Source organism: Streptomyces prunicolor NBRC 13075, assembly GCF_000367365.1.
Taxonomy (GTDB): domain Bacteria; phylum Actinomycetota; class Actinomycetes; order Streptomycetales; family Streptomycetaceae; genus Streptomyces; species Streptomyces prunicolor.
In genome coordinates this window covers 39,066-62,306 of the sequence record NZ_BARF01000120.1, presented here as the reverse complement: position 1 = coordinate 62,306, position 23,241 = coordinate 39,066, and the positions used below count along the sequence as shown (strand labels likewise).

The following is a 23,241-nucleotide window of genomic DNA, read 5'->3' as shown; positions in this document are numbered from 1 at the left end:
CTCACCGAGGAGGGCTCCGGGGCGTGGCAACCGCGCATACGGCTCGGCGTGAACGCGGCTTCGGCGTCACGCCGAACCTGACTCCGAGCGGGCGCAAGGGGAGTGATTGGCGGGTGTCACCGGGCGCCGGCGATACGGCCGGTCCCGGCACGGGCAGGCCGCAACGAGGCTTTCGTAGGGAAACGCAACGGTCGGGCCGGCTCCTGCCCGACCGCGAGCTCGTCAGGCTTCGTTCTGTGTCCCCACGGCCTTCAACCGGATGCCGTGCGACTGGCACAGGGCGCGGATGTCGTCGCCCGCCGCCTCCGTGATGATCATGTCGATGCGGTCCAGGGGGCACACCGTCACGAAGTCGTCGACCCCGAACTTGCTGCTGTCCAGCGGCACGATGACTCGGCGCGCTCGCTCCAGCACCGCCTGTTTGACCTGCGCATCGGCGACATCGGCGACCGAGATACCGCTCTCGCTGAGTCCGCTGGCACTGATGAAAGCGGTGTTCACCGTGAACCGCTTGAGGGTTTCCAGGGCGACCGGGCCGACCAGGGTGCCGCCCAGGGTACGGACCGAGCCTCCCAGGAGTGTGTGCCGCACTGCCGCTCGGTCGGCGAGTGCTCCGGCTACCCCCAGCGCGTTGGTGACAACGTTCACGTGAGGCTGATCCAGCAGGTCGGCGATGCGCTGAACCGTGGTCCCGCTGTCGAGGAACAGCGAGTCGCCGCTGGAGATCTCCTGCAGGCATGCCTTGGCGATCAGCTCTTTGGCCTCGGCGTGCAGTGAGCTTCGGTCGTCGATCGTCGGCTCAACCTGCGGACGCACAGCGATGGCTCCGCCGTGCGTCCGCTTGAGCTTCCTTGCCTGCTCCAGCAGGCTCAGATCCTTGCGGATGGTGGGCTCGGACACCTTCAGCGCCGCTTGCAGCTCAGCGATACGGACGCGTCCCTGGGCCTCTACCAGGGCCAGGATCCGATGACGGCGCTCCTCGGCGAAGAGGTGCTTCTCGGTGCTCATGTCGAGAAACTATCAGCCTTCGAACTCTTTCGTTATATAGCGAATCGCTCTGTCTCTGATCGCTCGATCATGGTCGGCGGAGTCGACGAGCTTTCTGGGCAGCCGTTCGAGGTTCGCCCGGGGAATCCATTGAGCGAGCGTGGCCCCGATCGACTCGTCGTGCACCGGATCCTGTGGGGCGACGAGGACGAGTACGGGCACGCGCAGCCGTTCATAGCCGCCCCGGTCGGGCAGCGGCAGGCTGTAGGGCATCTCGGCCAGCACCCGGGCCCGCTCCACGGCGTGGGGTCGCCCGAACTGGCCGAGGGCGGATCGAGCCATGGCCGGTGCCTGGCGCTCCAGATCCCGGTGAACTGCCGTCCTGAGATATGCCGCCCTGCCGTCGACCGGTCCCAGCCGGGCCAGGAGGTCGGCCACGACCTCGAAGACGGCCAGGTTCGGCGCCGGGGACACGTCCAGCCAGGACGGCCGGATGAGCACCAGCCGCTTCACCAGATCCGGTCGCCGGGCCGTGAGTGCGACGGCGATGCCGGCGCCCATCGACACGCCGGCCACGGCCACCGGTTCGGTGCAACGGCCGAAGCCGACGAGGGAGTCCAGGAGCTGTGCGACCAGATCGGCGAAATGCGCGAAGGACACAGGCTCGTCGTCCAGTAGATCCCTCGTCCCGTGGCCCGGCATCTCCGGAACGATCCGCTGGATGGGCCCTTGTGGTGGCAGGAGCCCGAGGGACTGGCGACGGTCGCCCCCCAAACCGTGGAGCAGGACGACCGGATCGCCCTGACCGACGATGGTGTGGGCCACGAGTGACTCCTGACGCTTCGTTTTCGGCCGCGTCCTCACTGACCGACCCGCGCGGCCGCGTACCGGCGTACGAGGTCGTCGTGGACGCGACGGGCGTCGTCCTCGGCCGCGTCCTGGACGATCACGGGCACCGGGCCGATACGTGAGAGCAGGCGAAAGACCAGGTCGTAGTTCATGTCGCCCATTCCCGCCGCCGAGTATCCGCCGTCGATGACGTCCTTGGCCTGGGCACCGATGATGCGGGGACCCAGCAGGTCGACCGCTTCCGTCAGGATCCGTTCCTGCTGGTCGACGGTGCTCGGGGTCAGGAGGTTGGCCGGGTCGAAGATGATGCCGATCGGAGCGGAATCCCCGAGTTCGGCGAGGAGGCGAGCCGCATGACGTGCGTCGCGCACCACGTTCCCCGGCTCCGGCTCGATGCCGAGTACGACACCTGCGTCCGCCGCTGCGGGCAGGAGCTCCTCGATCGTGGCCCGCAGGTCCTTCCACGCGTCGGCGGTGCTGTTCGCGGGGTGGGCGCGCCACATGTCGTCCGCGTCCCGCGTGCCCGTGCACAGGGTGACCACCTCCGCCCCCAGCAACCCGCTGAGGCTGATCAGGCGGCGGGCCTCGTCGGTCTGCTGCCTGCGCTGCGCCTTGTCCGGGTGGATGACGTTATAGGTACAGGAGACGCTGGGGACGGCGATCCCGGCGGCGTCGAACGCCGTCCGGACGGCGAGAAACGTCGACCGAGGGATTCCGCCGGCGAGCGTGGGCAGACCCAGGGCGGCGAAGTTCCAGTGCCCCAGTGCGTAACCTGCTGTCCGGACGGCCTCGGCGACTTCCGCCGCGTCGTCGCGCCGGAAGGTCCTGGCGAAGATGCCGAGTCTCGCGGACAGGTCTGCGGCTGTCACAGGAGGACCTTCCTGCCCTCGGCGGCGGACGCGGCGACGGCTGCGACGAGCCGCACGGCCGCCAGGCCGTCCTCGACGTCGGGCTCGGTGGGCCCGTCGGTCCGCACCGCGTGGGCGAAGGCCTCCAGTTGGCGTTCGTAGGCGTCCGTGTCGGCGAAGACGGGAACGACGGCTGCGCCGTCCGCGGTGGTGTAGGCCCACACGTCCGACGCCCTGCGGAAGAAGGGGAAGTGCGTGTCCACGTTGATCCGACCCGTGGAGCCGAAGACCTGGATGCCCTCGGCTCCGTCGCCCGGTACATCCACCGTGATCACGACGGTTCCCACGGCGCCGGATGCGAGCGTCACCAGCGAGTTCCACGTATGGTCCCGGCCGAATCCTCGATGGACGGCGGTCACCGACCGGATGTCGCCCAGAAGGAAACGGACGGTGTCGAAGATGTGTGAGCCGTGGGTCGCCAGCAGATAGCGTTCACGGTCGGCCTTGTGGCCGGCCTCCACTTGCCGCGCCCGGGCGTCGGCGAACACAGGCGGGAAGAGTGACGCCTCCACTCCGGGTCGGATGGTCCCGATGCGGTACCAGGCGTTGAAGGAGCGGATTTCTCCCAACTGGCGGGTCACGAAGTCACGGGCGTACTGGAGTCCGGGGTCGTGCCGCTTCATGGCTCCCACCTGGAGCTTCAGCCCGGACTTCCGACTCAGTTCGACCAGGTTCTCGCACTCCCCGGTCGTGGACGCGAGAGGCTTTTCGACCAGGACGTGCTTGCCCGCGTCGAGCGCCGCCTCCGCCAGTTGGTAGTGGAACCTGTCCGGGGCCGCGATGAGCACCGCCTCGATCTCCGGGTCCGACAGCACTGCCTGGGTGTCGGTCACGGCAGCCGGCACGTCGTACCGCCGAGCCACCGCGCGAGCAACTTCGCCGCTCGGGTCGCATACGGCCATGAGTCGGATGTTCTCGGCCTTTTCCAGGGCTGGGGCATGGGCCACCTGCGCTATGCGGCCACAGCCGATGAGGGCAAGACGGAGGGGGCCCGTGCCATCTTCCTGCTCCTGGGCCTGGGCACCCTGTGTGTTTCTCCTCGCCACGGTCTGAGCGCTTGACACCTTGGACACCTTCCTATTTGGTTCGAGTTGCAAGTTAATCGAAAGCATTCGAGTTTAACCAGAACAGATCGTAAGTAGGGTGTCAAGCTTGCTCACGCCACCCCTCCCGAACGGAAGTCGATGCCGTGGCCACCAACTACCGCGAGGTGCAGTGACGTGCTCTCACTCGGAATCGACATCGGAGGGACGAAGATCGCCAGTGGACTGGTCGATGCCGCGGGCGCTGTCCACGAGGCGCGCTCACACCTGGTGGAGGGCCCAGCCGAAACGGCATTTCACCAGGTCCTCGACCTTGCCCGTAGCCATCTGGCCTCGTACCCGATCCAGCACATCGGTGTCGTCCTGCCGGGCGGGGTGGACCCGAAGACGCGTGTCGTCGCTTCGGCTCCCCATCTGGGCTGGACGGACATGCCCCTGGCCCAGCGTCTGGGCGCGGAGCTGAACCGGGGTGTCCACGTGGAGAACGACGCGAACGCCGCCGCATGGGCCGAGCACCGGTTCGGTGCCGGCCGAGGCGGAGACAGCACTGCGTTGATCACGATAGGGACGGGCATAGGCGGCGGTCTGGTCGTCGACAACCGCCTGCTCGTCGGCCGCCATGGCCTGGGCGGGCAACTGGGACACATTCCACGGGTGACCGGAGGCCACCCGTGCGCCTGCGGCGCCGATGGCTGTTGGGAGCAGTACGCCAGTGGCTCGGCGCTGCGGGCCGAGGCGCGGCGCCGGAACTGGCGCCCGGGGCCCATCACGGGCGAGGAGGTGCTGTCCGCAGCGGTGCACGGCGACCCGGCCGCCGTACGGCTCATCGAGTGGGTCAGCGGACACCTCGCTCACGGGCTCACAACCATCGCGGCCTTCCTCGACCCCGGAGAGGTGGTCCTCGGTGGCGGCCTGGGAAGCGACAAGCGCTTCGTCGAGTATGTACGCGCGGCGCTTGACGCCTTTCACCCCTCCCCCAGCCGGGGGCCGGTCACGGTCGTCGGCGCGGAACTCGGTATCCACTCCGGCGTCATCGGAGCCGCTGACCTCGCTGCCACCGTCGGTGGATCCGCGCCCCGCTGACCACGATTAACGTCCCCCGCGACAGAGTGTCGGTCTGTGAGGATGGACGGGGCACGGCGTCTTTGGGCTCGGTGCGGGTGAACGCGTGCGCCCCCGGGCGAGACGGTGTCCCTGATCGTCGTCCGAGCCCTGCGAACGATCAACCTTTGGCGTCGCTTCTCCAGCCGGCAACTCCCCGCCCAGGCTGCTTGGAATCTCGCACTCGCAGCCAGGGGCCCTCCCGGCGGGCTCCGAAGAACAGCCTGCCGTCGCCGCGTGACCACCCCGACCGCCACCCCGACGGGCTGCGCTCCGATCAGGAGAATCCGCGGTCGACCCAGTCCCGGGAAGTCCAGATCCGGACCGATCTCAGCCTCTTGAACCGCGTCACGACCGATCCGCACGCACCCGTTCTCTCCGTAGGCCAGGACAATCCCGGGGGCGGCCCCGTGCTCAGCCGGGGGTTGAACCGTCGTGGACGAGGCGGCCGTTGAACCAGGTCTGCCGGACCCGAGTGGTGTGGATGTCCTCGACGGGCATGTCGAAGAGGTCGCGGTCCAGAACGATGAAGTCGGCGGACATGCCCACTGAGAGCTGCCCGGTCTCCTGGGCCAGGCCCATGGCTTGGGCCGCGTTGACGGTATGGGCCCGGATGGCCGTGTCGAGGTCCAGGGCCTGGTCCGCTGCCAGCGAGCCGGGGAAGACGGGGTCGGGGCTGCGGCGGGTGACCACGGTCTGGATACTCAGCCACGGATTGGGAACCGGCATGGCCACGGGCCAGTCGGATCCGGCCGCTACGAGCGTGCCGACGTCGTGCAGGTCCCGCAAGGGCCAGATGCGGTCCATGTAGTGGTCCTGGACCTGCTGGGCGATGATGTCGTTCATCGGGTTGGGGAACCACAGCACCGGTGAGGCGTCCGCCACGATTCCCAGTTCGGCGAAGCGGCTCACATCGTCGGGGTGGACGAACTCCGGATGCGCGATGTGGAATACAGGATCTTCGCCGTGCCGCTCACGCATGACGGCCACGGCATCGAGAACCTGGCGCACCGTGGCGTCCGCAGTGGCGTGCAACTTGGCGTGCAGTCCGCGGGAGAGAGCGTCCTCCAGCAGTTGGAGAAGCTCCTCATCGGTGAACAACCCCTCGCCGTGGAACGGGCAGACGTGTCCGCCGGGGGCGCCGACAGGGGCGAAGGGATCGGACTTGTACGGATCCAGGAACTTCGAAGTCCGGGTCATCGGCACACCGTCAAGGACACCCTTAACGAAGTCCGGCCGCACATGCGCCGAGCGGCGACCCGGAGACGTGTCGAACAGGTCCGTGCCCACCGGACCCGACTCGATGAACTCCCTGGCCGGCATCGATCCCACGATCCACGCGTTCAGCTCACCCGCCCGGTCGAGTTCGGTGAACACGTCCAGCCAGGCCCCCATCGTCGCCGCGTCCTGTGTCGCGGTGACCCCCACCGAGTTGAAGATCGACACAGCCGTACGGGCCGAGTGCAGATCCCGCTCGTGCCCGCCCCCGAAGCTCCGCCGCGCCGCCAGTTCGGCATCCGTGGAGGGCTGGCCCAGCAGGAGCCCGACCGGGCGCCCTGCGGCGTCGCGCACGTAACTCCCGCCGGCCGGATCTTGCGATACCGCGTCGATGCCGAGGATTTCCAGGGCACGCGAGTTGACCCACCGGTTGTGCAGCGAGTCGTCGCGCAGCATCACCGGCCTGCCCAGACTCGCTTTGTCCAGTGCGGCCAGCATCTCCGGGTTGCCCATCGCGTGGAACACCGGACTGATGACGATCCCGCCGACCACCCACTCGTCCGGACCCAGACTCCGGGCCCGGTCCCGTACCGCCCCGAGGATCTCCTCCACACCGAACATCGGCGACAGGCCAAGTTCCCACGCAGCCGCCTGGCCACCGAACCCGACGTGGGAATGCACGTCGATCAGGCCCGGCATGACCATGCCGTCCCCGGCGTGGACGACCTGGGTCCGTGGACCGGTCACCTCCGTGACATCGGCTTCGTCACCCACCGTCACGATCCTTCCGTCGCGGACCGCGAAAGCCTCCGCTCGGGGCTGGGCGGCGTCGAGGGTGTAAACGGCAGAACCACGGACAACGAGATCGGCGGGCCGAACTTCTCGAAGAGACATGTATCGCTGACTTTCCCGGCCTCACCCCCAAGGGCGGAGCCGCACACCTAGGAACTGGCTTGTTGAGTACGGCGTTCAGATCAGGAACAGCAAGGGACCGGTCACAGCCGCGGCGCCGTCCGCGACTACGTATCTCCACCGCGCGGACATGCGCCTCGAAGCCGCCCGGGGAACGCGGCGGACAGATGACGACCTGCCCGCCGCTGCCTTCCGGAAGCCGATTTCCCTCGTGGCACCCTGAGCGGCTCGACGCAGACCGACCTGCTGCCTCGGCGGGTGTGTGTTCAGGCCTCCGGGATGAGCAGTTCGATCTGCGGTGGCCACTCGACCAGCGAGGAGGCGGACTTCTTGAACAGGTCCATGTGCGCGGAGCGGTGGTGGGCGGCCATGGCGTCGGGGCCGGCCCAGGACTCGTAGACGACGATCGCGTGCGGGTTTTCCTTGGCGCGGTGCAGTTGGTAGGCCAGGCAGCCGTCCTCCTGCCGGGTGGCGTCGGCGACGGTGTGCATCAGGTCGAGCACCTCCTCCTCGTGGCCGGGAAGCACGGTCATCCGGCCGATGGCGGACACGATGTCGTGGCGGTCGGGTTCGGCGGTGACGCCGGCGCCGAGCCAGGGGGAGTCGAACTCGACGGCGGAGGCGGCGAGGCCGTGCGGTTCGCTGGTGTAGAAGCGGAGGCGGAGATTGTCGGGGTCGGGGACGACGAGCAGCCAGCCGACCAGGGCCACGATCAGCGGCGAGTGGTGGACGCCGAGGGAGTCCAGGCGGGTGACCCAGGAATCCATGGCGGACTTGTCGGCGACGGCGAGGGTGAGGAAGTCGTAGCCGCTCACGGACTTGGCAGTAGCGGGGTCCAGCCGGAGCTCGACCCGTCCAGCGATGCCGGGGACGTCGAGGATCACCGCGAACAGAGTGCCGTCGGGCCTGCGGTGGTCGAGCCGGGTGAGACGGCGGGCGCCGAGCACGGTGGTGTACCACTCGGTGCTGCGCTCCAGATCGGTGACCGGCAACTTGATGTGGTGGATTCCGTCATGGCGGGGGGTGTTCATGATCAGACCAACTCCTCTACGGGGATCTGGGCGGAACGGTCGACGCGGATGCCGCGGCGCCAGATGGCGGTGATGTCACGCAGCGCGGTGATGTCGGCGAGTGGGCTGCCGTTGACGAGCACGAGGTCGGCGCGCAGGCCGGGGGCGACACGGCCGCGGTCGTCGAGACCGAAGGTGTCGGCGGGGGCGGCGGTCGCGGCGGTCAGCGCCTCGGCCGGGGTGAGGCCGGCGTGGACGAGCAGGTCGAGTTCGCCGTGGTAGCTGATGCCGTGGGTGGTCGGGTGGTCTCCGCCGGTTCCGTCCGTGCCGGCCAGCAGTGGCACCCCGATGCGGAACATCCGTACGGCGGCATCGGCGGCGTCGGAAGTGCGGACCCCCAGCGGTCCCATCCGCTTGCCGGGCTCGATGGCGTGGATGCGGTCGAGGCCGGCCAACCACTCGGGGTCGGCGTAGGGCCGAAGCCTGGGGTCCTGCGCCAGTTCGAACTCGGGGGACGCGTTGCTCATTCCGGCCAGGGGCGGCAGTGTCGCGACCACGATGGCGCCCGCGGCGGCCACCGCCTCGATCAGGTCCTGGTCGGAGGGTCCGTCCGACGGCGGGTGGGCCAGGATGTCGACGCCGCAGGCGATGGCCTGCCGCACGGCGCTACGGGTCCATGTGTGGGCCGCGGTGCGCAGCCCGTGCTCGTGTGCCGCGGCCACCAGCGCGACCACTGTCTCGTCGGACATGGTGGGCATGGGCCTGCCGGCCACGGTGCCGTCCTCGATGAAGATCTTGAGGTGGTCGGCGCCGTCGGCGACCCGGTCGGCCACGAACGCGTCGGCGTGCTCCGGGCCGGCGACGGTGGGGAAGGGCTTGAGCATGCCGATCTCGACCAGTTGATTGGGGTGGCCGTGGGGTGCGGTGGCCCCGACGGTGGCGATGCGCAGGTCCGCGAGGTCGTCACGGCTGCGGGCGAGGGCCCGGAGCCGGCGGGAGGTCTCGGGTTCGCCGCCCATGCAGAGTTCTGTGGTGACGCCGAAGACCAGTGACTGCCGCAGTTGGCCGGCGTGTGTGGTGTGGGTGTGCGAGTCGATCAGCCCCGGCAGCAGGGTCTGTCCGGCGCCGTCGACGACGGTCGCGCCGGGCGGCACGGCCAGCGCGGGGGCGACGGCGGTGATCGTCCCGTCGTCGATCAGGACGTCCTGTGCCGGGAGCAGTCGGGTGCCGTCGAACACGGCGGCCTGGCGGATGAATGTGGCTGTGGACATGTCTGGTTTCCGATCGCCAGAGGTGTCATCGAGTGGGCAGGTAGTCCCGCAGGCGGTGGAGCACGTCGCCGGCGGTGGTGGGCACGGAGTGTCCAGCGAGGTAGCCGTCGGGGCGTACCAGCAGCGATGTGGGGAGGCGGCGGACGTGGCGTACCGCGAGGGCGGCGTGGTCGTGCGGGTCGCCGTCGCCGGGAACGGCGAGTGTCCAGCGCAGTCCGGCCGGCGGGACGGTGCCCGGCGGGACCCGTTGCCCGACGCGGGGCGCGCCGAGGTCCGGCTCCTGGGTGTAGCCGAGGTCCAGCTGGGAGAGCTTGGTGGTGATCCAGTCGGTGAAGCGCGGGGTGGACGCCGCTGCGGCGAGCACGTTGTCGCGCAGCAGCGCGCCCGCGGGGTCGCGCAGGGTCGCCAGCTTGGCGAACTGGCTGGTGAAGCTGACGAGGTCGGCGGCGACGGGGTGCCGTTCGTGGTGGTACGTGTCGAGCAGTGCGGCCGGCGCGAGTCCGGTGAGCACGGCTTGCAGCTTCCAGGCCAGGTTTCCGGCGTCCTGGATGCCGGTGTTCATGCCCTGGCCGCCGGCCGGGCTGTGGGTGTGGGCGGCGTCGCCGGCCAGGAAGACCGGGCCTTCGCGGAACCGCTCGGCCACGCGTTCCTGGACACGGTAGGTGGACGCGGACACCACTTCCATCACGCGGACGTCGTCGGTCCGCGGTCCGCGGTCGACGAGCAGCTGCTCGATGTCGGCCGCGGTGGGCTTGGCTGTGCCCGGCGCCGGGGCGACGATCCGGTGCTGGCCACCGGCGAGCGGGGACACCAGGAGCATTCCGTCGGGGGACAGGAAGAACGTGGTGTCCTCCTTGGCGATGGCGTCGCCCCCGCCCGGGTTGAGACGTACGTCGGCGATGGCGACCAGTTGCTGGGGCGCGTCGCCGGGGAAGCCGATGCCGGTGGCGGTCCGCACGCCGCTGTGGACGCCGTCGCAGCCGACGAGGTAGCGGGCCGACACGGCGCGCAGCGTGCCGTCGGGGCCGGCGATCGTGGCCGTGACGCCGGGGAAGTCGGGGGAGTGGCCGAGGAACCTGTGGCCCCTGTGGACGGTGCCGCCCAGCTCGTGCAGACGCAGCAGGAGGTGCTCCTCGGTGGTCTGCTGGGAGACGAGCAGGACGTAGGGGTAGGGCGTGTCGAGGTTGTCGTAGGAGGCGCTCAACAGGGTCCGTTCGCGGTCGTGCAGTCGAAAGCCGCGTCCGCGGTCGCCGACCTGGATCAGCCGATCAGCGGCCCCGATCCGTTCGAGGTACTCCAACGCTCGCGGCTGCACGGCGGCGGCTTTGCTACCGGGCTGCACCCCGGTGTTGCGGTCGATCAGGACGTGGTCGACGCCGAGCTGGGCCAGGCTGGCCGCCAGGGTCAGCCCGGCCGGGCCCGCGCCGACGATCAACACGTCTGTCTGGGTGGGAAAGGCCGGGACGGTGGGTGACGTCGTCATGGCGTCCTCCTCGTCGTTCGGGGGACCAGTAACGGAAACGGTCGTTTTCGTTTACGTGACAGACGCTAGCACTGGCAGGCGGCCAAGCGCAAACGATCGTTTCTGTTTGGGGGTGCGTCATCTGTCCCGTGCCGCCTGTCCGGGTGTGGGCGTCAGGGGTCGGCCGTCAGCGGGGTCGCCGACGGTGAGGCGTGCGGACCTTCCGCCGCTCGGACGGGGTCTGTTGGTCTCTCACGAGGCGCCGGCCTTGTGACGTCGTGTTCACGATCGGGCGGTGAGTCTGGCCGTCACCCTGGCCGTTCGCCGGTCGGAGAGCTTCATGCCGTGTTCGGGCGGAGCTCGTGCTGTTGGTCGCCCGCGAACGCCTGTCGACGTAGCCCTGCTTCGGGCTCGCCGGAGGCTTCCTGACTGGCAAGTACCGTTTTCAAGGACGACTCCGGCAAAGAGCCCACTGGCCGAGGGCTGTTATGACGTGCTCTCCGGCGCGTACCTCGACGTCAACGACGATCGCGCCGTGCTCGCCGCCCAGCGGACATCCGGTTGCTCACCGACACGGGTTCTGCGCGTGGTCGATCCGCCCGCGGACTGGCATGCCAAGCCACGCGCCTCATGGTGAGTCGCCGCGGACGCCGCCGATTCTTGACGTTCGGCCTTCGGGCGAGACATTGACAGTGTGGGCCGCGGTGCCGAGGTCAAGGGCCTGGCCGACGGCGAGAGGTACGGGCGTGACCGGGGCCGGGCTGCGGATGCCGACGGCGGCTTCGAGACCCAGCCACGGATCGGGCATGGGCATGGCGGTGGGCAATTCGGAACCGGCGGGGCTCCAGCCTCTGTGCGTGAGGCCCTGATCCAGGGGAGTGCGGGCGGCGGCGAACAGATCCGGCGTCCCCTCGGCGTTGATCAGGAAACCCGGGTGGAGGCGTTAGAGGTAGGACATATGGCAGTGCCCGAGGTCTTCGGGCTCTTGGGTGGGACGGCGAGCGAGACCTGTCGCCGACGGTTCGTCAACTGGCTTCCGCCGATGTCGTATCGCTCCGGCCCGAGAGGACCGCCCGGATCCGCTGTGCCGCTTCGGTGTCGGCCGCCGGCGGTTGCGGCTCGTCCGCGGGCTCCGCCGGGATCAGCGTGTCGACGAGGCCGTCGGCCAGGGGCTCCACGGGTTCTTGTGCCTGTGCGGTACTCGACAGGGTGTGCTGCAGCGCGATGAAGCCGTGCAGTCCCGCCCACAGTGTCTGCGCGGCCTGCTCGTCGGGCATCGGCAGCGGGTAGCCGGCCTCCCGGCATCGGGCGAACGCCTCGCGCAGGGAGAGCGAGACATGCCGAGACGGGTGCAGGTGGAGGCGAGCCGTCGGGACGGGCGGCTGACGCACCTCGTACATCAGCCGGTAGTGACCGGGATATTCACGGGCGAAGAGGCAGTAGGCGTGCCCCTGGGCGCGTAGCCGCTCCCGGGCGTTGGCTCCGCCGTCGGCCGCTTCCGCGTCGGCTGCGCGCATGCGAGTCGGGAGGTCCTCGTACTTGTCGGCCAGTGCCGCCCAGACGAGTTCCGCCTTGTCGGAGAAATGCAGATAGATGCTGGGGGCCGCCACGCCCACCTCGCGCGCCACGGCTCGCATGGTGAGCTTGTCCACGCCGCCCCACTCGTCGAGAAGCCGCCCCACCGCGCGCAAGATCTCCCTGCGCAGTTGTTCGCCCTGACCACGAGGGCTTCATGCCCGCCCACTGGCTGCCGACTGCGTGCTCATACGGTCCTCTCCCTTGCGTGTGAGCTTAATGAACGGCTGCGCTCGCGGCTCCAGGGGTCGCGGTCCGACAAGTCGTGCCGGTTCCCTGACGTCTGCCCTCAGCGGACTACGGCGTCTGGCTGCCTGCCCTGTATCCCGACGCGTCAACCAAAGCTCCCTGTGCTGTGACCTGTATCACTCGGGGTGATTCGTCGGCGTCCTGAGTGCGCAGTGCAGTCATAACTGAACTTAGTTAGGTGATTAGGGCAGCATGCCCGGGGTTGTGGCGGCCGGTTTCCCCGCCTGCCCGGGGGCGACCGGGCGACTGCGGTCTTCGCGGGCGGGCGCCGCGCCGGCGCGTCACGCCACCCGATGCCCGCCGACGAGGGTCAGCCGGACGATCCGGGTGTCCAGGCGGTCGAGTGCCGCGCCCAACGGGGTGTGCAGCAGCACCAGATCCGCCCGGGCTCCCACGTGGACGCGGCGCGGGGCATCGCCGGGCCGTTGCCCGGGGGAGAGATAGCCGTCCAGCGCCTGCGCGGCGGTGAGCCGTTCCCCGGGGCCGACGACCGTGCCCGAGCGGGTGCGTCGCCGTACCGCCGCCCGCATCACCGCCCACGGATCGACCGGCCCGTACGGGGCGTCGCTGGACAGCCCCAGCGGAACACCGGCCGCGCGCAGCGAGGCGCAGCGGTACAGCTCGTCGTGCTCGGATGCGGGAGTGCCGCGCAGGAAGTCGTCGCCGCGGTCCGCGAGGAATCCCGGCTGGGTCACCACCCGCAGGCCGAGTCGGCGGATGCCGGGAATGACGTCGGCCGGTACGAGGGAGGCGTGTTCAAGGCGGTCGCCGGGCAGGCTGCCGGCCTCCTTGAGCGCGATCAGGAACAGCAGCAGCGACTCCCGGGTCACGCAGTGCGCGGCGACCGGCCGACCGGCCCGGTGCGCGGCGGCGACGGCTTCGGTCAACTCGTCGAGGGCGGGCAGACCGGAGTCCGCGAGCACGATCTTCCAGGGGCCGGCTTCCGGAAGGTTCCGGCCAGGGGCGGAGCCCGGGGTGCTGCTGAGCGGCGCGCCCAGCAGCAGCACTCGCTGGCGCAGTTCGCCGCTCGCCGTCGCCGCCGAGATCGCCTCGACCGTGCCGGTGTCCAGTTCCGGGCTCGCATCGGTGACGGCCGTGATGCCGTACCCGGCCAGCAACAGGCTCAGCCCGGCCAACGAGGGCGGTTCGCCGCGCGGCAGCCTCGCGCGCAGCCAGTCGTCGGCCCGCCACAGGCGCCCGGTCGGGTGCCCCCCGGCGTCCCGCTCGATACCGGGGTGGTCCCCGCTGCCGAGTCCGACGGCCTCGGCGGCACGGGAGTTGAGCACCCACAGGGCGCCGCTGCGGTGTTGCAGCCGGACCGGAACATCGTCGCGCAGCTCGTCGAGACCGGCCGTGTCCAGATCTCCGGCCGTGGACTCGTGGTAGCGCACGCCTCTGATCCAGCCGTGCCCGTCCGGCCTCGCACGCCGCAACACCTGGGCGAGTCCGGCCCGGTCGGGCGTGGTGGCGGGGTCGCAGGAGGCGGACGCCAGATCGGCGGCGGTGGCGAACAGATGGATGTGATGATCCGTCAGCCCGGGGAGCAGCGTGCCGCCGTGCGCCTCCACCAGCTCCTCGGCCCGGTCCGCACGCGGCAACGACCACCCCAGCTCCACCACCCGGCCGCGCCCGATCCGGACGTCGAGCAGTTCCCCGTTCACCTCCGCACCGCGGATCAGCAGGCCGTTCACGGTGCGGCGATCCCGAGCCGTCGCAGTACCGCGCCGGTGTCGGCGCCCAGTTCGGGCGCGCCGGCTCGTGGGGTCCTGGCGACCGGCGCGAGGACTGGAACCCGTTCCTGCCCGGTGTCCACCGTCCAGCCGGTCCCGGCCCGTCGCACCCGCGTCCCTGGGCCGGTCCCCCCTCCTTCGAGGGTCGCTGCCACGACGTCCGCCATCGCCACGTCCCACAGCACCCCGCCGCCGCCCTCGGGCTCGGACAGGGCCAGCGTGGCGGCGGTCAGACCCGTGAGCGGATCGGCGATCGCGTCCCCGCAGAAGACCGGCAGACCTCGCTCGTCGCACGCCAGCAGTCCGCTCGCGGCGGCCACGTCGTCGCCGAAGCCGACCTTGTCCGAGGCCCGGCCGCGGGCGGTGATCGACACCCAGGTGCAGCCGCGCTCCACCTCGGCCAGGGCGTCCAGTCCGAACCCGGCCAGCGCGCGGGGGCGGGACGCCTCGACGACGATGTCCGCCCTGCGCACCAGCGCGTGCAGGGCGGCGCGCCCGGCGGGGTCCGCCGGGTCGAGTGCGACTGAGCGGTGGCCGCCGTGCAGCAGGTCGTAGAAGGGCCGGTTGCCCTGGCGGGCGCCGTCCGGGCGGGAAGGGACCTCGACCTTCACCACGTCCGCGCCCGCGAGACCGAGCAGGTGCGCGCACAGCGGGCCGGCCCACAGTGCGCTGAAGTCCACCACCAGCAGCCGCTCCACCGAGCGCGGCCTGCCCGGCTGCGGCGGCTCGGCGCGACGGCCCACGCCACCCTCGCCGTCCCCCTGCCGTCCGGGTGCCCCGACCGATCCAGCGGCCAGGCTCAACAGCGTTGCCCGCTCGTCCAGTTGGGCACCGCTGTGCTCGGCCAGCCAGGCGGCCAGCCGCTGCGGCAACCGCTCGTCGAGGTCGTGGCCGATCAGCGCGCTCCACAACAGCGGGTCGTCCGGGCGGGCGGACGACACCGCCGCCCAGCCGTCCAGCGTCGGCAGCAGCCGGCAACTGCCGCCGACGGACAGCCGCCCCCGGCGGATCCCTCCGGTGAGCGCCGCACGCTCGGACAGCAGCCGCGGTCCGTCGATCCGGACCGGGTGGCGGGAGCCCCTGGTGGCCAGCTCGACGCGGTCGGCCATCCGATCCGCCCAGGAGGCGGCGGCGCCCGCGGGTACGATCGGCGGGCCGGTACTGTGGCCGGTCAGCGGCAGGACCCCGCTCCGCGCCCAGTCGCGCGCGGTCTCGGCGGAGGATCCCGGGGACCAAGTGACCATGTCAGGATGCTAGGCCAGGATGATGTTGACTCGCAGTGCGATCTCCGTGGCGGACCTGGCCGCAGGCGCGGCCCACGCAGACCTGCTCGCCGAGGGCGGCGCCGTGGTCGACCCGTTGCTGCTGGTCGACCTGGACCGCCCCTTCGGCAGTACGGCCGTCCTCCGACGCGCCGTGGAGCGGGCCCAGGAGTGCGACCGCCTGCTCGTCGGCGTCACCCGCGCCGCCGCGCCCCCGGCCGCGCTGACCGAGGCGCTGGACCTGACGCTGGTAACCGCCGACGGCGGGGATCGCCGCCTGGTCGCCGTCGAGGATCCTGACGCCGAGGCCCGGGTGCTGCACGGCCACGCGCTCGGCAACCCCGAGGCGGCCGTCGTCCTTGGCCAGGTCCTGCGGGTCGGCGAGCATCTCGCCGTGCACCAGGCGCTGGACGCGGAGTCGCTCGCCTACTCCACCCTGCTCGCCGGTGGCGGCTTCGCGCGCTGGCTGGCGGCCCGGGGCGACCGGCCGGTGCCCCCGCCCGCGAGAGCCGAGACCGTGCTGGTCCGCCGTGACGGCGACACCCTTCACCTCACGCTGAACCGGCCCGAGCGGCGCAACGCCTACGGCCGGGAGCTACGGGACGCGCTCGTCGCGGCCCTGGACGTCGCCCGGCTCGACGCGACGGTGGCCGAGGTCGTCCTGGACGGGAACGGCCCCTCCTTCTGCTCGGGCGGTGACCTCGGCGAGTTCGGGGTCGCCGCCGATCTGTCGACGGCGCACCTGGTGCGCACCCGTGGTGGCGCGGCCCGCTCGGTGCACGAACTCCGGGACCGGATCACCGTGCGGATGCACGGCGCCTGCGTAGGCGCCGGGATCGAGCTGCCCGCCTTCGCCTCCCGGATCGTCGCCGACCCCGGGACGGTCTTCCGGCTGCCGGAGCTGGGCATGGGGCTGATCCCGGGCGCGGGCGGCACGGTGAGCATCCCTCGCCGTATCGGCCGCTGGCGCACGCTGTACCTGGTGCTCAGCGGGTGCCCGCTCGACGCCGGGCAGGCACTGCGCTGGGGTCTGGTCGACGAGGTGGAGCCGGTCCGTCCTCCGGTCGCCTGAGCGCCGGCCCGGGCCGCCGCCTTTCCCGTGCCGTTGCCGAGCCGCCGAGCCGACAGGCAGCTGACCTCGGCAGCGGTGATCCCGGCGGACGTATCACAGCGGCGGACGCCGTCAGCATGGACGCACAGAAGAGCGGGCCGGAGTCCCCGGCGGCGGCGCGGAAACAGGCGCAGGCAGCCGCCGATGTCGCCGGAGACGCGCGGCACGGGCGGGACTCCGGCAAGGCCGGCCACGTGGGCCGTGGCGCGGGAGACGCGCTGAAGTCCCCGGCGGCGGCCGGGAGTTCGGCATCCCAGGGATGCCGAAGCCGGGCATGCCGACAGCCGCCTCGGCCACTTCGTGCGCACGCATTCGGGGACAAGGCGGGCCCGCGCTGTCGTACTCCTCGATGTGCCGCGCTCGCCGTGTGACCCGCGCCCGGTGCCGGTCAGATCGGCACCGGGCGCGGGCCGCGCGCCGCGTTGCGGTCAGGAGGCGAAGGGGTCGCCCGGGATCTCCTCGGTGGTGAAGAAGATCGGGGCCCCGTACGAGTCCTCGACGTCGGTGACCACGAGGTCCTCACGGAGCCTCTCGGTGCGGATGTTCTTGCGCTTCAGCCAGCTTTCGACCGAGTCGAGGTCCGTCACCTTGAACCGGAGGCTGTAGATCATGTTGCCCCACTTCGCCACATGGCGGCCCAGGTCGGAGTGCTCCTCCAGCGGCTGTGCCAACTGGAGCAGGCAGTCGCCGAGTTGGACCGTCTGGAAACGAGCCCGCAGGGCGTCGTCGATCCCTTGCTGGACCGGAACGGCCTCCATCACGTCGACGTAGGTGCTGACCGCCGACTCCAGGTCGCGCACGCCGAGAGTGACGTAGGAGAAACGCTCGATCGTGAGCGGGTGGGACCGCCACATCTTCACCTGGGACGACCAGGTCTCCAGGTCGCGGGGGTCGTTGGGCATGTCGATCCGGCACATCTCGACCATCAGACCGGCGGTGTCACGCGGGCTCGGGTAGAAGTACTGCGTCTCCGGGTCGAGCTTCTCGATCTTCCCGCCGCCCGGCGCGCCGATGTACACCCCCTTGGCCAGCAGCCGCTCCGCGAGCCCCGGCAGATCGTCGACCTTGTAGCCGACGGAGTGCAGGTGCTCGCCGAACTTGTTGTAGAACTTGCCGACCGGCTTGGTTCCGTCGGCCGGCAGCGCGGGCGCCATGGTCTCGATGCACACGTCACCGACCATGAACAGGCCGGCGTACCTGTCCTCGATCGGCAGATAGTTGGGCTCGTCGACGCCGAGGAAGTGGAGCCCGCCGAACACGTCCTCGTAGAAGCGGTTCAGCTTCTCCACGTCGTCCGACATGTGGATGACGTGGATCATCTGACCGATGCCGTGGCTACCGGTCGTCTTGGCGATCTTCTGCATGGAGAGACTCCTCTTCCGAATCGGTTGGTATCACTTGCCGGTGCCTCGTCCGGCGGGTCGCCGCCCCGACACCGGCGTCCTCTGCTGCTGCCGTCGATGGCCGGTGTCCGGTCAACCGGCCAGGAGAGCGCGGGCGGTCGCCTTGTCGGCTCGGCTGTCGCGTTCGCCGGGCGTGGCGGACGCCAGAGCGTCGAGCAGCGCTCCGCGCACGGCGTCCACGTTCTCGGGCACGACGTGGTCGACGACTCCCCGGCGCAGCAGCTCGGCGGACGTCATCTTCAGGGCGCGGGTCAGCTCGGGCGCCCGCCCGGCGTCGCGGTAGAGGATCACCGCGCCCGCCTCCGGGCCGATGACCGAGAAGACCGAGCCCTGGAGCAGGATGAAACGGTCGGTGTGGGCAAGCGCCATGGCACCGCCGCTGCCGCCCTCTCCGACACACAGGCACACGCTCACGGACGCCAGCTCCGCCATCGCCAGGAAGGTGCGGGCGATCTCGCCCGCGACACCCGCGGCCTCCGACTCCGGAGACGGGTCCGCCCCCGGGGTGTCGACGAGGGTGACGACCGGCAGCCGCAGCCGGTCGGCGAGCAGGATCGCGCGCTGCGCGAGACGGAATGCCCCCGGTCCTGGCAGCGCCGGGCGACCGGCCCCGGCGAATCTGTCCATCGCGACGACGACGGCACGCGAACCGGCGATCGTCGCGAGGCCGGCGCGCAGGGCCGGGTCGGAGCCGCGCAGTTCCACCCAGGAGTCGGTCAGCCAGCTCGCCCATTCCAGGCCGGACGGGCGTCGTGCGCCACGGGACCGCTGGAGGAGGAGGTACGGGTCCGCCGGGACCGGCGTCGGGTCGGGCCCCTCGGGCCGGCCCTGCGGCAGCGTCAGCGGCGGGCCCGGGCGGGCACCGACCGCGGCGGCGAGCCAGCCCCACTGCTCGCCGTTCGGTGTGAGGGCGTCGACCAGTCCGTGCCGGTGGGCCGACTCGGCGGTGTGTGACGTCGGCGGTGGGAACGCGCCGGTCACCTGGGCGACGACGCGCGGCCCGCCGAACCCGATGGTCGCGCCCGGCTCGGCGGCCCGCAGGTCGGCCAGCGAGGCCCACGAAGCGTAGACGCCGCCGGTGGTGGGGGAGCGGAGGACGGCGGCGGTCAGCTGACCGGCGGCCGCGTGCCGGGCCGCCGCGGACGACGTCCGTGCCATCTGGAGCAGGGAGAGCATGCCCTCCTGGAGGCGCGCACCGCCGCTGGCGACCGTCTCGACGACCGGCAGTCGGCGCTCGGCGGCGCGGTTGAACGCGCGCACGATCCGCTCACCCGCGACCGCGCCCATCGTCCCGGTCTGGCGGCTCGCGTCGCACTCGATCCAGACGGCCTCGGCCCCGCCGAAGGAGACCACGCCGGTGCGGACCGACTCGTCCTCGGACGCCGGTACGGCGTACCCCGCGAACCGGAGCGGATCCACCGAGCGCAGGTGCGTGTCCCACTGCTCGACGAGCGCCGGCGGGTCGGTCGTCCGGCTGCGGTCGGCCGTCGCCTCAGTCGTCATAGCGGTAGAACCCCCGGCCGGTCTTGCGACCCAGCCATCCGAGCCGGACGTACTGCTTGAGCAGCGGCGGCGGGAAATACCGCGGGTCCTTGTACTCCTCGTACATCGACGCGGCCATGTCGTGGACGATGTCGAGGCCGATCAGGTCGCTGAGCCTGAACGGGCCCATGGGGTGGTTGAACCCGAGGCGGATGACGCTGTCGATCGACTCCATGTCGGCCACGCCGCGCTCGAAGGCCCGTACCGCGTCGAGCAGGTAGGGGACGATGAGCAGATTGCCCACGAAGCCGGGCACGTCGTTCACGACGACCGGGTTCTTGCCCATGGCCACGGCGAGATCGACCATGGTCCGCACGTGTTCGGCGGACGTCACCGGTGTCTTGATCACCTCCACCAGCTTCATCGCCGGGACCGGGTTGAAGAAGTGCAGCCCGACGACCCGATCGGGGCGGCTGGTCGCGGCGGCCAGGATCACCAGAGGAATCGTCGAGGTGTTCGACGCGATGAACGTGTCGGGCCCGACCAGGCCGTCGATCTCCTTGAGGACGCCCTTCTTGAGCTCGACGTCCTCGAACACGGCCTCGACCACCAGGTCCGCGTCGGCCACCCGGGCGAGCTCGGTGGTCACGGTGAAGCGGGAGGCGGCCTCGCGCGCCTGCTCGGGGGTGATCCTGCCCCGGGAGGCGGTGGCCTCAAGCCCGGCTTCGATGCGCAGCCGGGCGGCCTCGGCATCCGGCTCGGTGCGTTCGACCCCGACGACTTCGATGCCGGTCTGGGCGGCCACCTGGATGATGCCGGCACCCATGGTGCCGCAGCCGACCACCGCGATCTGCTTGATCTGCACTGATTCTGCCTCCTGGTTCCCGCCGGCCGAACCGCGGCGAACGGCTCCGGGTCCGCACTGGCCGGGAGCTTGTACGGTAGATGCAACAGTAAGTACTACGGTATCTCTGATCAGGGATAGGCGTCGAGTGCTGCCGCATGTGACCGAGCACATGTTCATCGGCCCCGCCCGACGGGTCGTCGGGCGGGGCCGATGCGGATCCGGGTACGAACGTGCGGGGTCGGCTCAGCTGCTTCGCGGGAAGTCGTAGAACGTCCGGGCGTTGTCCTCCAGCAGCTTGTGCACCTCGTCCTCGGGGATGCCGCGCATCGACTCGGCGAGGATCTTCCTGGTGTTCGGCCAGTTGCTGTCCGAGTGCGGGTAGTCGCTCTCGAACATGATGTGGTCGACGCCGATCCGGTGGCGGGCCTCCAGTCCGGCGTCGTCGGAGATGAAGCAGCCGCCGAGGTGGCCGCGCGCGAACAGCTCACCCGGGCTGACCTCGCGGTTGACGTCGTTGTACCAGCGATGGCGCTCCCAGGTGTAGTCCAGGCGCTCCAGCAGATACGGCATCCAGCCGATACCGCCCTCGGAGAGCGCCATCCGCAGGTTCGGGAACTTGTGGAACACGGGCGACAGCAGCAGTTCGGCCATCGTCGTCACGGAGTTGAGCGCGAAGAGCGAGATCCCGACGACGAAGTTCGTGCTCATGCCCTCCGGTGACACCGTCGGCGATCCGCCCGAGCCGAAGTGCAGCGACAGCGGGATACCCGACTCGTTGGACAGGGCGAGGATGGGATCCCAGTGGTCGGTGTGCCAGGAGGGCAGGCCGATGCGGTCCGGCAGCTCGGGGAAGGTGTAGGACTTGGCGCCCAGCGGGGCCGTGCGGTTGAACTCCCTGACCGACGCCTCGACGTCCCAGTACGGAAGTGTGAGCAGCGGTATCTGCCGCGCGGGGTCGTACGCGCACCACTCGTCCAGGATGAAGTCGTTGTAGGCGCTCACGCAGGCGGCGGCCAGTTCGAGGTCCTTGGACTTGGCGAACGTGCTGCCGGCGAAGCCGCCGAAGTTGGGGAAACACAGCTGGGCCCACACGCCCTCGGTGTCCATGTCCTTGATCCGCTGGGACACGTCGTAGCACCCGGGCAGCATGTCGTCGTAGGAGCGCGGGTCCATGCCGAAGTCCTTGGGATCCTTGCCGGCGACGGCGTTCAGGGCGAAGTTGCCGGCCTTCGCGCCCTCGTAGATCCACCAGTCGTTGCCGTCGTCGGCGCGCTCGATGCGGGGAGCGACGTCGGCGTACTTGCTCGGCACCCGGTCCGTCCAGACGGTGGGATGTTCGATGACGTGGTCGTCGACGGAGATGATCTGAAGGTCCTCGGGCAGCATGGCGCCTCCTTGCGCTTGCGATCGAAATGCTTCTCGCAATGCATACGGTATAGCCATCTATCCGGTAGGTCGACACCTGGGCGCAATGTCTTGGCAACGTGCGCGAGGGGCCGCGGGCGGCACCGCCGTCCGTGCGGTCGCGGTGCCGATGGCGCCGCGACCGCACGTCAGGGCATGTGCGCGGGTGCGCCCGGTTCAGCGGACCTCGATGACGACCGCTCCGGCCTGGCCGCCGCCGGCACACATGGCGGCGACGCCGATGCCGCCGCCGCGCCTGCGGAGTTCGTGCGTCAGCGTGGTCAGCATGCGGGCGCCCGATGCCGCGACCGGGTGTCCCAGGCTGCATCCGCTGCCGAAGATGTTGACGAGCTCCTCGTCGAGGCCGAGCAGTTTGCACGCCGCGGCCGGGACCGAGGCGAAAGCCTCGTTGATCTCCCACAGCGCCACGTCGCCGATCGACAGGCCGGCCCGCTGGAGCACCTTCGGAATCACCTCGACGGCGCCCATGCCGGTACGGCGCGGCGCGACACCCGTGGCGGCCCAGGCCCGCACGGTCGCCAGGGGGGTCAGCCCCCGCGTCCGGGCAAGCTCGTCGCTGACCACCGCGAGTGCGGCCGCGGCGTCGTTCACCCCGGCCGCGTTCCCGGCGGTGATGGAGAAGCCCTCGATCTCCGGGTGCAGGGGCTTCAGCGTGGCGAGCTTCTCCAGAGTGGAACTGCGGCGGGGGTGCTCGTCGATCGCGAAGTCGACGACCGAGCCGTCCCGGCGGGTGACCTTGATCGAGGCGATCTCGTCGACGAAGACGTCGGCGTCGATGGCTGCGACCGCACGCGCGTGCGACCGGAAGGCCCACGCGTCCAGCTGCTCACGGGTGAGCCCGGCCTCCAGAGCGACGTTCCAGCCGGTGCTCAGGGTGACGTCGTCGGTCGCGTCCGCCGTATACGGGAACGTCGGCGCCATGCGCTCCTCGAACCGGTCGACCGTACCGGGTACGCGCCACACGGTCTTCGGGGCGAGCGACGAGGACTGCGCCCCGCCGGCGATGACGGCCTGGTCCATACCGGCCCGGACCGACCCGGCGGCGATGCCGACGGCGGTCAGGCTGCCCGCGCAGTGGCGGTTCACCGCCTGGCCGGCGACCTCGGTCATGCCCAGGGAGACGGCGGCGTGGCGAGCGAGGTCGCCGCCGCCGTACATGGATTCGGCGAGGACGACGTCGTCGAAGCTCTCCGGTGCGAGACCGGACCGCTCGACCGCCTCCGCGACCACGTGACGTGCGAGATCCTCGGCGCTCGTCTCGCTCAGCGAGCCCTTGTAAGCGGTTCCGATGGCGGTGCGGACAGCACTGACGATCACGGCTTCGGGCATGGCCCACCTCACAGCGACAGATCTGGGACTTCCTGCCTCGGCGGCTCCGCGATGCGGCGGGCGAGGC

General features: G+C 70.6%; 18 protein-coding genes. 2 read left to right on the top strand and 16 right to left on the bottom strand.

The annotated features are described in order from the left end of the window. Positions 1 to 222: 222 nt before the first annotated feature. The 4 genes from SPR02S_RS47445 to SPR02S_RS47425 are packed head-to-tail and all read right to left on the bottom strand — an operon-like array spanning position 223 to position 3,856. Positions 223 to 1,008, bottom strand: a complete 786-nt coding sequence (locus SPR02S_RS47445; RefSeq protein WP_019064097.1) for a DeoR/GlpR family DNA-binding transcription regulator — start codon at positions 1,006 to 1,008, stop codon at positions 223 to 225. A 12-nt stretch (positions 1,009 to 1,020) separates the two neighbouring features. Then, positions 1,021 to 1,812: an alpha/beta fold hydrolase gene (locus tag SPR02S_RS59360; protein WP_158697996.1), complete on the bottom strand. Its 792-nt coding sequence runs from the start codon at positions 1,810 to 1,812 to the stop codon at positions 1,021 to 1,023. A gap of 35 nt (positions 1,813 to 1,847) precedes the next feature. Next, a complete protein-coding gene (locus SPR02S_RS58045) occupies positions 1,848 to 2,705 on the bottom strand; it encodes a sugar phosphate isomerase/epimerase family protein (protein WP_019064094.1) in 858 nt (285 codons plus the stop codon). Continuing rightward, entirely contained in the window at positions 2,702 to 3,856 is a 1,155-nt protein-coding gene (locus SPR02S_RS47425) for a Gfo/Idh/MocA family protein (protein ID WP_078623222.1), read from the bottom strand. The genes SPR02S_RS58045 and SPR02S_RS47425 overlap by 4 nt, the downstream gene beginning before the upstream one ends. A 108-nt stretch (positions 3,857 to 3,964) precedes the next feature. On the opposite strand from SPR02S_RS47425, the gene SPR02S_RS58040 reads away from it, so the two are divergent. After that, on the top strand, positions 3,965 to 4,870 hold the full coding sequence (locus tag SPR02S_RS58040) for an ROK family protein (protein WP_019064092.1): 906 nt from the start codon (positions 3,965 to 3,967) through the stop codon (positions 4,868 to 4,870). A 432-nt stretch (positions 4,871 to 5,302) separates the two neighbouring features. Here the strand turns inward: SPR02S_RS58040 and SPR02S_RS47415 are convergent, their stop codons facing one another. The 7 genes from SPR02S_RS47415 to SPR02S_RS47380 all read right to left on the bottom strand — a co-directional run bounded on the left by SPR02S_RS47415 (position 5,303) and on the right by SPR02S_RS47380 (position 15,559). Continuing rightward, complete coding sequence (locus tag SPR02S_RS47415) at positions 5,303 to 6,880, bottom strand: amidohydrolase (RefSeq protein WP_019064091.1); 1,578 nt, start codon at positions 6,878 to 6,880, stop codon at positions 5,303 to 5,305. Positions 6,881 to 7,284: 404 nt separating this feature from the next. Further along, entirely contained in the window at positions 7,285 to 8,049 is a 765-nt protein-coding gene (locus SPR02S_RS59680; RefSeq protein ID WP_019064090.1) for an antibiotic biosynthesis monooxygenase, read from the bottom strand. A 2-nt stretch (positions 8,050 to 8,051) separates the two neighbouring features. Beyond that, positions 8,052 to 9,299 carry an amidohydrolase family protein gene (locus SPR02S_RS47405; RefSeq protein WP_019064089.1) on the bottom strand — a complete coding sequence of 416 codons (1,248 nt, stop codon included), beginning with the start codon at positions 9,297 to 9,299 and terminating at the stop codon, positions 8,052 to 8,054. A 25-nt stretch (positions 9,300 to 9,324) separates the two neighbouring features. Beyond that, positions 9,325 to 10,782, bottom strand: coding sequence for an FAD-dependent monooxygenase (locus SPR02S_RS58030; RefSeq protein ID WP_019064088.1), 1,458 nt, complete (start codon positions 10,780 to 10,782; stop codon positions 9,325 to 9,327). Positions 10,783 to 11,786: 1,004 nt separating this feature from the next. Next, positions 11,787 to 12,443 (bottom strand): TetR/AcrR family transcriptional regulator, encoded by a 657-nt coding sequence (locus SPR02S_RS58025; protein WP_019064086.1) that lies wholly within the window; start codon positions 12,441 to 12,443, stop codon positions 11,787 to 11,789. A 423-nt stretch (positions 12,444 to 12,866) separates the two neighbouring features. Further along, entirely contained in the window at positions 12,867 to 14,276 is a 1,410-nt protein-coding gene (locus SPR02S_RS47385) for an amidohydrolase family protein (RefSeq protein ID WP_019064085.1), read from the bottom strand. Further along, entirely contained in the window at positions 14,273 to 15,559 is a 1,287-nt protein-coding gene (locus tag SPR02S_RS47380) for a CoA transferase (protein ID WP_019064084.1), read from the bottom strand. Before SPR02S_RS47380 ends, SPR02S_RS47385 begins: the two co-directional genes overlap by 4 nt. Before the next feature lie 19 nt (positions 15,560 to 15,578). On the opposite strand from SPR02S_RS47380, the gene SPR02S_RS47375 reads away from it, so the two are divergent. Then, complete coding sequence (locus SPR02S_RS47375; protein WP_019064083.1) at positions 15,579 to 16,649, top strand: enoyl-CoA hydratase/isomerase family protein; 1,071 nt, start codon at positions 15,579 to 15,581, stop codon at positions 16,647 to 16,649. A 467-nt stretch (positions 16,650 to 17,116) separates the two neighbouring features. Here SPR02S_RS47375 and SPR02S_RS47370 read toward each other — a convergent pair whose 3' ends face one another. The 5 genes from SPR02S_RS47370 to SPR02S_RS47350 form a co-directional block, all read right to left on the bottom strand. Beyond that, positions 17,117 to 18,052, bottom strand: coding sequence for a VOC family protein (locus SPR02S_RS47370; RefSeq protein ID WP_019064082.1), 936 nt, complete (start codon positions 18,050 to 18,052; stop codon positions 17,117 to 17,119). A 111-nt stretch (positions 18,053 to 18,163) separates the two neighbouring features. After that, on the bottom strand, positions 18,164 to 19,594 hold the full coding sequence (locus tag SPR02S_RS58020; protein ID WP_019064081.1) for a carboxyl transferase domain-containing protein: 1,431 nt from the start codon (positions 19,592 to 19,594) through the stop codon (positions 18,164 to 18,166). After that, complete coding sequence (locus SPR02S_RS47360) at positions 19,584 to 20,438, bottom strand: 3-hydroxyacyl-CoA dehydrogenase family protein (protein WP_019064080.1); 855 nt, start codon at positions 20,436 to 20,438, stop codon at positions 19,584 to 19,586. The genes SPR02S_RS58020 and SPR02S_RS47360 overlap by 11 nt, the downstream gene beginning before the upstream one ends. 225 nt (positions 20,439 to 20,663) lie before the next feature. Further along, a complete protein-coding gene (locus SPR02S_RS47355; RefSeq protein ID WP_019064079.1) occupies positions 20,664 to 21,806 on the bottom strand; it encodes an amidohydrolase family protein in 1,143 nt (380 codons plus the stop codon). 195 nt (positions 21,807 to 22,001) lie between these two features. Beyond that, on the bottom strand, positions 22,002 to 23,174 hold the full coding sequence (locus tag SPR02S_RS47350) for a thiolase family protein (RefSeq protein WP_019064078.1): 1,173 nt from the start codon (positions 23,172 to 23,174) through the stop codon (positions 22,002 to 22,004). Positions 23,175 to 23,241: the final 67 nt, after the last annotated feature.

Excerpts from the sequence above, each read along its gene's own strand:
- SPR02S_RS47355 (WP_019064079.1), bottom strand. The coding sequence starts at position 21,806 with ATGCTGCCCGAGGACCTTCAGATCATCTCCGTCGACGACCACGTCATC.
- SPR02S_RS47375 (WP_019064083.1), top strand. The coding sequence starts at position 15,579 with ATGATGTTGACTCGCAGTGCGATCTCCGTGGCGGACCTGGCCGCAGGC.
- SPR02S_RS47380 (WP_019064084.1), bottom strand. The coding sequence starts at position 15,559 with ATGGTCACTTGGTCCCCGGGATCCTCCGCCGAGACCGCGCGCGACTGG.
- SPR02S_RS47405 (WP_019064089.1), bottom strand. The coding sequence starts at position 9,299 with ATGTCCACAGCCACATTCATCCGCCAGGCCGCCGTGTTCGACGGCACC.
- SPR02S_RS58030 (WP_019064088.1), bottom strand. The coding sequence starts at position 10,782 with ATGACGACGTCACCCACCGTCCCGGCCTTTCCCACCCAGACAGACGTG.
- SPR02S_RS47370 (WP_019064082.1), bottom strand. The coding sequence starts at position 18,052 with ATGCAGAAGATCGCCAAGACGACCGGTAGCCACGGCATCGGTCAGATG.
- SPR02S_RS58020 (WP_019064081.1), bottom strand. The coding sequence starts at position 19,594 with ATGACGACTGAGGCGACGGCCGACCGCAGCCGGACGACCGACCCGCCG.
- SPR02S_RS47425 (WP_078623222.1), bottom strand. The coding sequence starts at position 3,856 with ATGCTTTCGATTAACTTGCAACTCGAACCAAATAGGAAGGTGTCCAAG.
- SPR02S_RS47445 (WP_019064097.1), bottom strand. The coding sequence starts at position 1,008 with ATGAGCACCGAGAAGCACCTCTTCGCCGAGGAGCGCCGTCATCGGATC.
- SPR02S_RS47350 (WP_019064078.1), bottom strand. The coding sequence starts at position 23,174 with ATGCCCGAAGCCGTGATCGTCAGTGCTGTCCGCACCGCCATCGGAACC.
- SPR02S_RS59680 (WP_019064090.1), bottom strand. The coding sequence starts at position 8,049 with ATGAACACCCCCCGCCATGACGGAATCCACCACATCAAGTTGCCGGTC.